Below are 13,567 nucleotides of genomic sequence, written 5' to 3'. Positions count from 1 at the left end.
GATGGCCGCCGGGAGGGGGCATGATGGGAGGGAGCGCCCCGGGAGGTCCCATGCCAACGTTCACGTACACCGCCGCCCTGCCCTACCCGCGCGCGCGGGTCTTCGAATGGTTCACGCGCCCCGGCGCGCTGGTCCGGCTCAACCCGCCGTTCGCCGGCTCGGTGGTCCGGGAACCGAGCCGTGGCATCGAGCCGGGGTCGACGGCGGTGGTCGGGGTCGCCGCCCCGGGCCGGCTGGGGTTGTGGCTGGGTTCGACGGCGGCTTCCGCCACGGGACTGCTGCCCCGCTCGTTGCGGGGGCTGGACATCCTCCGCCCGGAGGTGCACTGGGAGGCCCTGCACACCGAGCTGGTCCCGGGCGAGAGCTTCACCGACGTCATGACGGGTGGGCCGCTGACCAGCTGGACGCACCGGCACCTGTTCACCGACGGCACTGGTTCTGGCGCGACGGCGGCCTCTACGATCATCACGGACCGGATCGACTACGAGATCCCCCGGCTGGCCGACAATCCGCTGACGCGCCGCCGCTTCGAGACCGAGCTGGGGCGGTTCTTCGCGTTCCGGGAACGGCAGCTGCACGACGACCTCGACTTCCATGCCGCGCACGCCGTGGGGCCGCGGACGGTCGTGGTGGCCGGCGCGTCCGGGCTGATCGGCACCCAGGTGTGCGCGCTCCTGGGCGGTGGCGGGCACCGGGTGCTGCGGCTGGTGCGGCGCCCCCCGCGCATGCCGGACGAGATCTCGTGGGATCCCGCCGCCGGCGTACTGGACGATGCGGCCCTGGCCGATTGCGACGCCGTGGTGAACCTGGCCGGGCACCCGATCGGTGGCCGGTTCACGCCCCACACGAAGGACCTCATCCTGCACAGCCGGGTCGACAGCACGGCGCTGCTGGCGGCGGCCCTGGCCCGGCTGTCCGTGGACGGCCGGGCGCGGACCCTGGTCAACGCGTCCGCGGTGGGCTACTACGGGTCCCGGCCGCACGGCGCCGTCGGCGGGGCGGCGCAACGCCACGCGACACCGCTGACCGAGGACGCGCCGGCGGGCACCGATTTTTTGGCACGCGTGTGCCAGGCCTGGGAGGGGGCCTGTGCCGTGGCGTCCGACGCGGGTGTGCGCGTGGTCAACGTGCGCACCGGACTCGTACTCACCCCTGCCGGCGGTGTGCTGCAACGGCTGCTCCCGTTGTTCGTGGCCTGGCTGGGCGGCCCCGTCGGGAAGGACCAGTGGCAGAGCTGGATCGGCATCGATGACATCGCCGGGATCTACGCCCACGCCGTGCTCAACGACGCCGTGGCGGGGCCCGTCAACGCCGTGGCGCCGACCCCCGTGACGGCCGACCGGCTGGCCAAGGCCGTGGCCCGGGCCGTGCACCGCCCGGCCGTGCTGAAGGTCCCGGACTTCGGGCCGCGGCTGCTGCTGGGGAAGCAGGGCGCTCAGGAGTTGGCGCTCGCCGACCAGCGCATCTCCTCCGCCAGGATTGAGGGCACCGGGTACGCGTTCCGCGACTCGACCGTCGAGGCGGCGCTGCGCCACGTGCTCGGGTCGCGTTGAGCGGTGGTCGAGCCTGTCGCCGTTGGTCGAGCCTGGGCCCACAGCGGCGAGGGACCCGCTGCGAGCCTGCGAGCAGTGGGAGCCGCTGGGGAGCGAGACCCAGTGATTTCGACAGGCTCAATCAACGGTGGTCGAGCCTGTCAGACTCCGGTGATTTCGACAGGCTCAATCACCGGGCTCAATCACCGGCGGTCGGCGACCTGAGGCACCTCCGGGTGTGCCGGCGTCGTCCGTCGCAACCGCAGGCCCAGCACAATGACCGGAAGCAGCACCACAAGCGCCATCAGGTTAACCCACAGGAAACCGCCGGCGGCCAGTACGGGTCCGGCGAGGGCGGCCATGGCAGCGGCACCGAAATTCATGAGCATGTCGTTCGCGCCCTGCAACGGGACGCGGATGTGCTCCGGCGCGGACCGGCTCAGCAGCGAGGACCCGCCAATCAGCGAGGCGGACCAGCCCAGCCCGAGCAGAATGAGCCCCACGGACATCAGCAAGGGCTCGCCCCGGTGGGCGTTGATGACGCCCACGGCGATGGCGGCCAGGAAGATCACGACGCCCACGCCGATGACGCGCGCCGCGCCGACCCGGTCCACCAGGGCGCCGAACAGCGGGCTCGCCGCGTACATGCCCAGGATGTGCAGGCTGATCACGATGCCGATGACCTGCAGCGAGTGCCCGTCGTGGTCCATCGCAACCGGCGTCATGACCATCACGCCGACCATGATCATGTGCCCGCACGTGACCGCGACCAACCCGAACAACGCCCGCGGATTGCGTGCGGCCACCCGCAGCGCCACCCACGCGCCGAGCCGTTGGACGGGCACGACGGCGGTACTCGCCTGCGCGGGTGCGCCGCCTCCTGCAGACCGCGGGACGCCCAGGAAGAACACGGCCAGGACCAGCGCGGCCGTGGTGAACGCGACCAGGGAGAACAGGAACGGCCCGGCCAGCGGCACGGCCATGCCGAGCGACGCGCCCAGCCGGCGGCCCGGTTCGGACAGGTTCGGGCCGGCCACGGATCCCACGGTCGTGGCCCAGATGACGATCGACATGGCCCGCCCGGACGTCTCCGGCGGTGCGCCGTCCACCGCGGCGTAGCGTGCCTGCAACCCGGACGCCGTGGCCGAACCGAAGAACAGCATGCCGGCGGCCATCAGCCAGAACTGGCCCAGCGCCGCGGCCAGCAGCACCAGGGCCGCACCCACCGCGCCGAGCGCGAACCCCGCGGCCAGCGCCCAGCGCCGGCCGCGCCGCACGGCCAACCGCGCCAGCGGGACGGCCACGAGCCCGGCGCCCAGCGTCGAGGCGGTCTGCACGAAGCCGGACGCCGCCGTCGTCCCCGTCAACTCGGCGGCCAGGATCCCGCCGACGGAGATGCCGGAGGCCACGCCAACGCCGGAGAGCAGCTGGCCTGCGACCAGGACGGTTTGGTTGCGGCGGGCGTGCGCCATGCGGGTTCTCGATTCGTGCGACGATGGGGGCTTAGGGATCCAGTGTCACACGGATGCGCGCATCCGATGACGGCTGCGCGACCAGCGGGGGTCTCGACAAGCTCGACCACCGGTGATTGAGCTTGTCGAAATCCGGTGTGACAGGCTCGACCAGCGGGGGTCTCGACGAGCTCGACCAGCGGGAGTCTCGACAAGCTCGACAACCGGGGGCGGTCAGGCGTCGAACAGGCCGCGGACGTCGTCGGCGGTCAGCGCCGAGGCGAACATGGCGTCGTCGTCCATGACGGAGGCGAACAGCTTCGCCTTGCGCTCCTTCAACGCCATGACCTTCTCCTCGATCGTTTCCTTGGCGACCAGCCGGTAGACCATCACGTTCTTCGTCTGGCCGATCCGGTGCGTGCGGTCCACGGCCTGGTTCTCCGTGGCCGGATTCCACCAGGGGTCGAGCAGGAACACGTAGTCCGCCTCGGTCAGATTCAGGCCGAAGCCGCCGGCCTTCAGGCTGATCAGGAACACGGGCGCGGCGCCGGACTTGAACCTCTCGATCACGGCGGCGCGCCGAGTGGTCTTGCCGTCGAGGTACGCGTACTCGACCCCGGCCGCAGCCAGGCGCTCCGCGGCCTTCGACAGGAAGCTGGTGAACTGGCTGAAGATCAGGGCCCGGTGCCCCTCGGCCAGCACATCGTCCAGCTGCTCGAACAGGACGTCCAGTTTGCTCGACGGGGTGGATGCGTACTTCACATCGACCAGGGACGCGTCCAGGCTGAGCATGCGCAGCGTGGTCAGCGACCGGAAGATGGCGAACCGGTTCTTGTCCATGTCGCCGAGCAGCCCGAGTACCTTCTGGCGTTCGCGCTGCAGGTGCCGCTGGTAGAGGGTGCGGTGCCGCGGCGCCAGGTCCAATTCGAGGACCTGTTCCTGCTTCGCCGGCAGCTCCTTGGCGACGGCCTCCTTGGTGCGACGCATGATCAGGGGACGGATGCGGCGGCGCAATTGCTTGAGCCGGTCCGCGTCCCCGTCCTTCTCCACCGGCTTGCGGTAATAGTCGGCGAAGTTCCCCGAGGAGGGGAACAAGCCCGGGGCGGTGATGGCGAACAGGGACCACAGCTCCATCAGGTTGTTCTCCAGCGGCGTGCCGGTGATGGCGAGCTTGAACGGGGCCGGGAAGCGCCGGGCGTTCTGGCTGGCCTTGGTGACGTGGTTCTTCACGAACTGCGCCTCGTCGAGGATGAGCCCGGACCACTCCTGGGCGGCGTAGGCGGCGTAATCGATGCGGAAAAGCGCGTAGGAGGTGATGACCACGTCGGCGGCGCCGGCCAGTGCCGACGCCGACAGGCCGCTCTTGGCGAACGTTTCCGCTACCATGGCCACGGCCAGGTCGGGGGTGAACTTCGCCGCCTCCGCGGCCCAGTTCCCGACCACCGACGTCGGCGCGACGACCAGGAAAGGCGACATGCCGTCGTCGTGCTTCTTCGCGTGGCTGACCAGGGCGAGCGTCTGCAGCGTCTTGCCGAGGCCCATGTCGTCGGCAAGGACGCCGCCGAGGCCGTGCTCGCGCAGGAACGCCAGCCACGTGAAGCCCTCTTGCTGGTAGGGACGCAACTCGGCCCGCAGCGTCTCGGGCGCTGGGGTGGCCGGCAACTCGGCGAGGTTCAGCAGCCCCTCGACGGACGAGCGCCAGGCGGCGGCCTGCTCGGCCGTGGCCGCCAGCTCCGCCAGCTCGTCCCACAGCCCCGCCTGGTACCGGCTGATCTTCAAGGACTCGCCGGGCTCCTGCAGCGACCTGGCCTCCTCGATCAGTTTGCGCAGTTGGTGGAATTCGGGCTGGTCCAGCGGGAAGTAGTGCCCGTTGGGCAGCATCAGGTGCTCCTCGCCGGCCGCCAGGGCCCGGAAGAGCTGATCGAACGGTATGTCCGTTCCGTCGATGGTGACGGTCACGCCGAGATCGAACCAGTCGTGGTCGTCGGTGCCGCGAGTGCTGATGCCGATCTGCGGGGTGCCGGACAGCTCCGTGTAGTCGGGGGCCGAGCCGCTGGTGTCGATCCGCACGTGCTCGATCCGGGCCAGGGCGGGCAGCGCCTCGGTGCTGAACCGGGCCGCCGTGACGTCGCGCAGCCGCACGGGCTCGTTGCTGCCGGGGTAGAGGTTGGGCGCGTGCGGGAAGGTTTCCCGGCACGACGGCGGGAACGGGGCCAGTGCCTCCGTCACCGTCTCCAGCAGGTGTTCCTCAAAGACCGTGTTCCGGTAGGCGCTGCCATCGTCGACCATCGGACGCCGCACGGCGTTTCCGCCCACCGGGTACTCCCAGTGCCACCGCAACTCCAAGGCGGGGGTCTGCTTGGTCGCCGCATGCGTTGCCGTGAGGACCAGCACCGGATCCTCGATGGCAGGCAGCGTGGCCGATCCGTCGCTGGAACCCACGTGCGTTCTCTGGCGCAGCAGCGGATAGTAGTCGGCGAGGAACCGCTCGCGGCCGGTGGCGGGGATGTCCACAACGGACCGGTTGGCGACGAACGCGCGCAGCGTCTCGTCGAGGGGCTCGGCCAAGGGCGCCAGGGCTATGTCGCGCGCCTGCAGTGGCGAACCCGGATCGCCGACCGACCAGAACAGTCCGTGCGCCGGCGCGCCGATCACGCCGACGTCGCGTGCCTCCAGCCGGGCGTCCCCGGCGGTGACCTGCGGGGACAGGCGCAGGCCGCCGTCGTCGGATTCAAGGACGTCCAAGGTGACCGCGGAGGTGTCGTGGAGGGTCACGACGGTGGATTTCCGGGAGGTGACGAGCTCGACGCCGATCTGGCGGGCCTGCGCCAGCAGCTGCCAAAGCAGCGGGGAGTTGAAAGCGTCTAGGGTGATCCACTTTTCCATCTGGTGGTACTGCCGGCCGGCCACATGCAGGGCGCGGAAGACGTTGAGCCAGTCGCGGTGCACCGGGTTCAACTCCGAGCCATAGTACGTGTAGCGGAGGTTGTCCCACGTGAGCTGGCCGCGCACCCAGTTCCCGCGCTCGCCCATTGAGACGGGGCGCACGCCCAGCGCGACGGTCGGCGCGAGAGGCGCCGAGGGGCGCACGTACGGGTTCGCGGCCTGCTCGAGCACCTCGAATTGGAGAGCCATCGGGACCAAGGCGCCGTGCCGGTGGTCGGGGCGCCCCGTCTCCTGGCCGCGGGCCGGGGGCAGCAGCGACGACAGCTGGCGTTCCCACGGGTCCGGATCTGCGGATGCGTCCGCCACCGCGAGCGTTCCGTTCGAGTGTCCGGCAACGGTGAGCAGGAGGGCGGCGACGTGCTTGCAGTTCTCGCCGACGGGGCACGAGCAATCGCCGAAATCCGCGGCAATGCCATGCCGTCCCTCGGTGAACCAGACACTTGTCCAATACGCGGTGCGGCCGTGGCCCTGCACCCGCCCGTGCAGCGCCAGCTCGTCGTCGTCCCAGAGGACGTCGAATACGTGGCCGGCGCCGGCATACTCTTTCCCCCGCGCATACGCGGCCGGTCCCACCAACGCGGCGATCGCATAGGCGGTGACGGAGGGAAGGACGGGAACGATCATGGTTTAACGGTAGCGGAGCGCACCGACAGGCATCTTTACACGGGCAGGTCGCTCGGCTGGGGGTTTCGACGAACTCAACCACCGGCCGGCGTCAGATGGCCGTGTAGCCGCCGTCGATGGAGAGCACCGCGCCGGTGATGAACGAGGCCGCTTCGGAGGCGAGGAACACGGCCGCGCCGCCGAGCTCGTCGGGCTGGCCGGGGCGGCCCATCGGCGTCATGGCCATCCACGTGTCGATCTGCGCCCCGCCGGCGGCGAAGAACGGCTTCGTCAGTTCGGTCTCCATGTAGCCGGGCGCGATCGCGTTCACGCGCACGCCGCGGGAGGCCCATTCGGCGGCGGCGCTCTTGGTCAGCATGATCACGGCGCCCTTCGACGCGTTGTACGACGCCTGCGCCTGCGGCACGTTCGCGATGATGCCCGACATCGAGGCCGTGTTGATGATCGATCCGGAGCCCTGCCCCACCATGACGTTGCCGACCTCGCGCAGCACCAGGTACACGCCGTCCAGGTTTACGTCCATGACCTTGCGCCAGTCCGCAGTCGACGACGTCTCCAGCGGCGCATGGATGGTGATGCCGGCGTTGTTTAGCAAGATGTCCAGGTGCCCGTGCGTCTCGACGACGCCGACGACGGCGGCACGCACCTGCTCCTCGTCGGTCACGTCCATGTGCACGAACGAGGCGCCGGCCAGCGACGCGGCGGCCTCGGCACCGCGCTCCTCGTTGACGTCGGCGAGCACGATGGTGGCGCCCGCCTCGGTCAACGCCGTGGCCATGGCCAGGCCGAGTCCCATGGCGCCGCCGGTGACGAGGGCGACCTTCCCGGCGAGGGAGAAGCGGTCGAGGATCGAGGAGGTCATGGCAGCCCTTTCGTGGAGTGGGAGTTCGTGTCACAGATTACACGTCACGACACGGGAACGGGCGGAAAGCGAGCCCCAGAGGGGCCGCGAGTCCCCGCGACCCTGGTTGTGCCTCACAAAAATAACAATTGCTTACATGACCTATCGTGCAATAACATGGCGTTGATCACGTCCGCAGGGGACGCGCGAGTACAAAGGAGTATCCATGTCTCAATTGGCAGCGGGGAGCGGGGGCCGCACCTTCTTCGGCCTGTCGCGGGCCCTGGTCTGGGGCTATGTGGCCATCGCCTTCTTCATGACCGGCGACGGCATCGAGCAGGCGTTCCTGTCCAACTTCATGGTGTCCGACCTCGGCTTCAGCGAACAGCAGGCCGGCACGCTGTTCACCGTCTACGGCCTCGTCGTGGCCATCGCTGCGTTCGCCTCCGGTATCCTGGCCGACTTCTTCGGCCCCCGGCGCATCATGGCCATCGCCACCGTCGGCTGGATCGTGTTCCACGCCGGCTTCCTGGTCTTCGGCGTCCAGCAGCACGACTACACGATGATGCTGCTCATGTATGCGATCCGCGCCGCCGCGTACCCGTTGTTCGTGTACGGCTTCGTCGTGTGGATCTCCTACTCGGCACCGCAAGACAAGCTGTCCTCGGCCATGGGCTGGTTCTGGTGCATGTACTCGGTGGGCCTGGGCCTGTTCGGCTCCTACCTGCCCAGCTTCACGATCCCGGTGATCGGCCAGGTCACGACCATGTGGCTGGCCATCGGATTCATCGTCATCGGCGGCCTGCTGGCGTTCTTCATGGTCCGCGGCAAGGCGCCCCGATCGGACTTCCCGAAGACGGCCGCCGGATTCGGCGCCGCGCTGAAGGAGGGCGTGACGCTGCCGTTCCGCAACCGCCAGTTCCTGCTCGGCATCGCCATGCGCATCATCAACCAGGTCTCGTTGTACGCGTTCATCGTCATGCTGCCCATCGTGTTCACCCGCGACATCGGCTTCTCCGAATCCACCTGGCTGCAACTGTGGGGCTTGGTCTACCTCGTCACGATCTTCACGAATCTCATGTGGGGCGTGCTCGGCGACAAGTTCGGCTGGATCCGCACGGTGCGCTGGTTCGGCTGCATCGGCATGGCCGTCGCGACGCTGCTGATGTACTTCCTGCCGCTGGCCGTGGGCCCGAACCCGTGGATCACCGCGTTCGCCGTGCTGCTCTTCGGCGTGGGCATCGCCGCGTTCGTGCCGCTCTCGGCGGTGTTCCCGGCGTGGGCCCCGCACTCCCGTGGCGCCGCCGTGTCGCTGCTGAACCTGTCCGCCGGCCTGTCGTCGTTCGTCGGCCCGCTGCTGGTGACCATCTTCTGGCCGATCCTCGGCACGGCCGGCATGGTCGTGCTGCTGGCGGCCATCTACCTGCTCGGCTTCGTCCTGAGCTACTTCATGAGGGTCGACCAGAACGCGCTGGCCGACTATGAGAAAAGCCAAACAGTGAAGGATCCGGTCACGGCGTAGCCCCATCCAGTCGCATCTTTGACGCAGAAACTGCAGGGGAACGCGCTTGCCCGGTGCAGTTTCTGCGTCAAAGATGCGGAGGCTAGACGACGGTGGGGACGAGGCGGCGGTAGCCGGCCAGGGTGTCGTCGTGCGGATCCAGCTCGGTGGCCAGCACGCTGACCTGGGGCCACTCGACCGACTGCGCGGCGGAACGGGAGCCGAACTTGGCGATGTTGGCCCCGAGCAGGGTCTGCGCGGCCGATTCGCTCATGGCCCGCTTCACGTCGGCCTCCTCGAGCGTCCCCTCCGAGCAGCCCATGGTCTCGTGCACGGCGCTGGCGGAGCAGAAGAAGCTCTGGAACGAGAGCCGGCGGATCGAGGCGGTCGCCACGGGGCCGACGAGCGAGGTGCTGTTCTCATCGAACACGCCGCCGGTAAGCATGCCGTCGATGCCGGGCTTGCCGCGCAGCGCCTCAAGCGTCTGGATGCTATTGGTGACGACAGTCAGGCCCCGCGCCCGTGTTAACAATGTTGCAAGGCGGTAGATCGTGGTAGAAGAGTCGAAGGCCACGAGGCCGGTGGCCGGGACGTACGGCAGCAGTTTCGCGGCGATCCGGTTCTTCTCGTCGCTGTTGGCCCGCTCCCGGCCGGTGAAGCTTGTGGCGCCCGTCCAGACCGCCCCGCCGCGCACGCGACGGGCGTCGCCGGTGCCCTCGAGGTCCTGCAGGTCGCGGCGGATCGTCATCTGACTGACCTCGAGCTCGCCTGCGGCATCGGCCAGCGTGACGCTGCCATGGGTCTTCAACCGGTCCAGCAGCCAGGCCAGACGCTCTTCCGCAGCCAGAGTGATCACTCCGCCATGATAGAACATGTGCAACTTGTAATATTGCGTTAGACTTAACATGAAATAACGCGGCGACTTCGGGATGCCGCAACTCACAGCAAGGTGGCCCAGTAGACATGAACAACCAACCAGCATCCGGCTACCCCGTCCTGGCGGCCGGAGACCACTTCATCCTCCCGGGCATCTTCCGCACCGAACTGGAACACCGGATGGGCGGCGCCGTCGCCGTCTCCGAGCTCGAATTCGACTGGCCGGACGCCCCCTTCGGCGATGTCGCCGAGGTGAGCGAGGCCTCCGGCACCGAGGACCGACTCATCGAGGCGCTCCGCGGCCAGAAGGCGGTCGTCACGCAGCTGGCGCCGCTCACCCGGCGCGTGCTCGAGGCCAACCCGCAGTTGGAGATCATCGGCGTCTCCCGTGGCGGCCCCACCAACGTCAACATCGCCGCCGCCGAGGAGCTCGGCATCAAGGTGGTCAACGTCCCCGGCCGCAACGGCATCGCCACGGCCGAGATGACGGTCGGGCTCATGCTGGCGCTCTCGCGTCGCATCCCCGAATCGCACACGGCGCTGGCCGAGCGGCGCTGGCGCGGGGAGTTTTACCGGCACGCCGAAGTGGGTCCCGAGATCAACGGGTCCACTATCGGGCTGATCGGCGCCGGCGCCGTCGGCGGGCACGTCGCGCGGGTGCTGCACGCCATGGGTGCCACGGTGCTCGTGTTCGACCCCTACGCCAAGCCGGTGTCCCTCGACGGGGTCGCCACCCTGGTGGACGACGTCGACGACGTGTTCGCCCGCAGCACCATCGTCTCCGTGCACGCCCGCCTCACGGAGGAGACGCGGCACATCGTCGACGCCGAGCGGCTGGCGCTCATGGCGCCGGGCGGCCACCTGGTCAACGCCGCGCGCGGGCCGCTCGTCGACTACGACGCCGTCGTCGCGGCGTTGGAATCAGGTCACCTGGCCGGCGCCGCGTTCGACGTGTTCCCCACCGAGCCGGTCGATTTCGACCACCCGCTGTTCACGCTGCTGGACAAGGGGTACAACATCGTCATGACGCCGCATATCGCCGGGGCGAGCAAGCAGGTGGCCGTCCGCGCTGCCGCCGGCGTGGCCGAGGAGGTCCGCCGCCACCTGGCCGGCGAGGCCCCCTTGCACGAACTCACCGCCATCGGAGCCACGGCGGCCCGGGCATGAGTTCGCCCACCCCGATCCTGCTCGGGATCGACGTCGGCACCAGCTCCGTCAAGGTCGTCTCCACGGATCTGGACGGCCGGCTCGTCGACGAGGGCCACTGGGCCTACCCCACCGCCATCGACGGCAACGAGGCCGAACAGGACGCCAACGCCTGGTGGGACGGCGTGCGGGCACTGACCCCCGACATCGTCGCCGGGCACAGCGTGCTGGGCGTCGCAGTCACCTCGCAGGCGCCCACGCTTGTCGCCGTGGACGCCGCCGGCGATCCGGTCACCCCGGCGCTGACATGGCTGGACCGCCGCGCACTCGCCGAGGCCCGGGAGATCCGCGAACTCATCCCGGACGACCGGAACGGCGCGGACCCCTTCTTCGGCACCGCGAAACTGTTGTGGTGGCAACGCAACCGGCCCGACGTCGTCGGACGTGCCGCGCACGTGTTGGCGACCAACGGCTTCATCGTGCACCGGTTGACCGGCGCGGCGACGCTCGACGACAGCACCGCCTCCCTCATGCAGGGCTTCGACCAGGCCGCCGACGCGATGGACCACCGGCTGGCCGGGGCGGGCGTCGCCACGCACCTGCTCGGGACCGTGCGCAAATGCACGGACATCGTCGGCACGGTCACGGCGGCCGCCGCCGCAGCCACCGGCATCCCGGCCGGCACGCCCGTCGCGGCCGGCGCCATCGACTCCGTCGGCACGGCGCTGGAGGCCGGCGTGCTGCGCAGCGGCGACCCGTTCGTCGAGATGACCGGGTTCTCCACCGTCGGCATGCTGGCCGTCCCGCGCGGCACCGCCGTCGACGGGTTCATCCACGCCCGGCACTGCTTTGACGACGTCGATCTGCTGATCAGCGCGCAGGTCACCTCGGGGGCGGTCGTCGACTGGCTGACCCGGCTGATTCCGGGCACGGACCTGAAGGATTCCGACGAACTGCTGGCCCGTGCGCGCCCGTCCCGGCTGACCATGGTGCCGTCGCTGGCCGGCGAACGGACGCCCACGTGGAACGCGTCGGCCCGCGGCATCCTCGACGGCATCGACCTGACCGTCGACGGCTATGATCTCATGCTGGCCGCCATGGAGGGCAGCGCGCTCATGCTGGCCGTCGAGGTGGCGCGGCTCGCCGAGCGCGGCTTCACGATCGACGCCATCCGGGCCACCGGCGGCGGCTCCGCCTCGCGCGCGTGGCTGCAGATCAAGGCCGACGCCATGGGCATCCCGGTGCACCGCCCGCGCAGCGGCCACGGCGCCGCCCAAGGCGCGTCCTACCTGGCCGGTCTGGCCGTGGGCCAGTACGACGGCGTCACCCGGTTGCGCTCGTTCGCCGCCGACGTCGAGGCGACGTTTGAGCCGGTTCCGGCCAAACATGAGGACTACCGACGCAAGATGGCCGACTTCCGTCGCGCCGCCGACCTGAATGAGGACCGCCGCGCGCGGTGAGCCATGACTAGCGAGGGAAAAGACATGACCAATCAAACTGTGACGGACCTGATTGCCCGGTCGAACCGGTTGGGGGCGGAGAAGCGCATCACGAATTTTGCCGGCGGCAACACCTCGGCCAAGGGGGCGGCCACGGACCCGGTGACGGGGGAGCCGGTGGAGTTGTTGTGGGTGAAGGGGTCCGGCGGGGATCTGGGCACGCTGGGTGAGTCGGGGTTGGCGGTGCTGCGGCTGGACCGGTTGCGGGCCCTGCGGGATGTCTATCCGGGGGTGGAGCGTNNNNGAGGACGAGATGGTGGCCGCCTTCGATTACTGCCTGNNNNTTTGGCAAGGGCGGGGCGGCGCCGTCGATCGATACGGCGATGCACGGCCTGGTGGAGGCGGCGCACGTGGACCACCTGCACCCGGATGCGGGGATCGCGATCGCGACGGCGGCCGATGGGGAGGCGTTGACGGCCACCATTTTCGGTGGCAAGGTCGCCTGGGTGCCGTGGCGGCGCCCGGGGTTCCAGTTGGGCCTGGACATCGCCGCGATCCAGGCGGCGCAGCCGGAGGCGGTGGGGGTGATCCTGGGCGGGCACGGCATCACCGCCTGGGGGGCGACCAGTGCCGAGGCGGAGGCCGCCTCGCGGTGGATCATCGACACCGCCGAAGCCTACCTGGCCGAACACGGCAGGGCCGACCCGTTCGGTCCGGCGCTGGACGGGTACGGCGCGCTGCCGGAGGGGTCGCGGCGGGCCAAGGCGGCGGCGCTGGGCCCGGTGATCCGGGGCCTGGCCTCCACCGACCAGGCCATGGTCGGGCACTTCTGTGACGACCCGGCGGTGCTGGCGTTCCTGGCCGGCGCCGAGCATCCGCGCCTGGGCGTGTTGGGCACGTCCTGCCCGGATCATTTCCTGCGCACCAAGGTCAGGCCGCTGATCCTGGACCTGCCGGCGGACGCGCCGGTGGGGGAGTCGCTGGAACGGTTGAGGGAACTGCATCAGCAGTACCGCAAGGATTATGCGGCCTACTATGAGCGCAACGCGACCGGTGATCGAGCCTGTCGAGATCAGGTCGGTGCCGGTGATCGAGCCTGTCGAGATCAGGCCACCGGGGTTTCGACAGGCTCAACCACCGGATGGCCGGCGATGCGCGGGGCGGATCCGGCGATCGTGCTCGTCCCGGGCGTGGGCATGTTCTCCTACGGG

The 13,567-nt window shown here is 69.7% G+C and carries 8 protein-coding genes and 1 pseudogene; 5 read left to right on the top strand and 4 right to left on the bottom strand.

What is annotated here, in order from left to right; genetic code table 11:
• Positions 1-50: 50 nt before the first annotated feature.
• Positions 51-1,553, top strand: a complete 1,503-nt coding sequence (locus EJC77_RS11110; protein WP_125612596.1) for a TIGR01777 family oxidoreductase — start codon at positions 51-53, stop codon at positions 1,551-1,553.
• A gap of 182 nt (positions 1,554-1,735) precedes the next feature.
• On the opposite strand, the gene EJC77_RS11105 is transcribed toward EJC77_RS11110, so the two are convergent.
• The 3 genes from EJC77_RS11105 to EJC77_RS11095 all read right to left on the bottom strand — a co-directional run bounded on the left by EJC77_RS11105 (position 1,736) and on the right by EJC77_RS11095 (position 7,415).
• On the bottom strand, positions 1,736-3,004 hold the full coding sequence (locus EJC77_RS11105; RefSeq protein ID WP_125612594.1) for an MFS transporter: 1,269 nt from the start codon (positions 3,002-3,004) through the stop codon (positions 1,736-1,738).
• A gap of 213 nt (positions 3,005-3,217) precedes the next feature.
• Complete coding sequence (locus tag EJC77_RS11100; protein ID WP_125612591.1) at positions 3,218-6,553, bottom strand: DEAD/DEAH box helicase; 3,336 nt, start codon at positions 6,551-6,553, stop codon at positions 3,218-3,220.
• Positions 6,554-6,644: 91 nt separating this feature from the next.
• Positions 6,645-7,415, bottom strand: coding sequence for an SDR family NAD(P)-dependent oxidoreductase (locus EJC77_RS11095; RefSeq protein WP_125612589.1), 771 nt, complete (start codon positions 7,413-7,415; stop codon positions 6,645-6,647).
• A 205-nt stretch (positions 7,416-7,620) separates the two neighbouring features.
• Between EJC77_RS11095 and EJC77_RS11090 the strand changes: the two genes are divergently transcribed.
• On the top strand, positions 7,621-8,916 hold the full coding sequence (locus EJC77_RS11090; protein ID WP_125612587.1) for an MFS transporter: 1,296 nt from the start codon (positions 7,621-7,623) through the stop codon (positions 8,914-8,916).
• 82 nt (positions 8,917-8,998) lie between these two features.
• Here EJC77_RS11090 and EJC77_RS11085 read toward each other — a convergent pair whose 3' ends face one another.
• A complete protein-coding gene (locus tag EJC77_RS11085; RefSeq protein ID WP_205787171.1) occupies positions 8,999-9,751 on the bottom strand; it encodes a DeoR/GlpR family DNA-binding transcription regulator in 753 nt (250 codons plus the stop codon).
• A gap of 107 nt (positions 9,752-9,858) precedes the next feature.
• On the opposite strand from EJC77_RS11085, the gene EJC77_RS11080 reads away from it, so the two are divergent.
• From EJC77_RS11080 to EJC77_RS11070, 3 genes and pseudogenes are all read left to right on the top strand, one after another.
• Positions 9,859-10,938, top strand: coding sequence for an NAD(P)-dependent oxidoreductase (locus EJC77_RS11080; protein WP_125612583.1), 1,080 nt, complete (start codon positions 9,859-9,861; stop codon positions 10,936-10,938).
• Positions 10,935-12,377, top strand: a complete 1,443-nt coding sequence (locus EJC77_RS11075; RefSeq protein WP_125612581.1) for a xylulokinase — start codon at positions 10,935-10,937, stop codon at positions 12,375-12,377. The genes EJC77_RS11080 and EJC77_RS11075 overlap by 4 nt, the downstream gene beginning before the upstream one ends.
• A gap of 24 nt (positions 12,378-12,401) precedes the next feature.
• Positions 12,402-13,567 (top strand): annotated as a pseudogene (locus EJC77_RS11070) (class II aldolase/adducin family protein); the annotation flags it as partial.

It is taken from the genome of Specibacter cremeus (assembly GCF_003946885.1).
GTDB classification, from domain to species: Bacteria; Actinomycetota; Actinomycetes; order Actinomycetales; family Micrococcaceae; genus Specibacter; species Specibacter cremeus.
The sequence above is the reverse complement of the archived record's forward strand: the minus strand, read 5'-3'. Positions and strand labels throughout refer to the sequence as shown.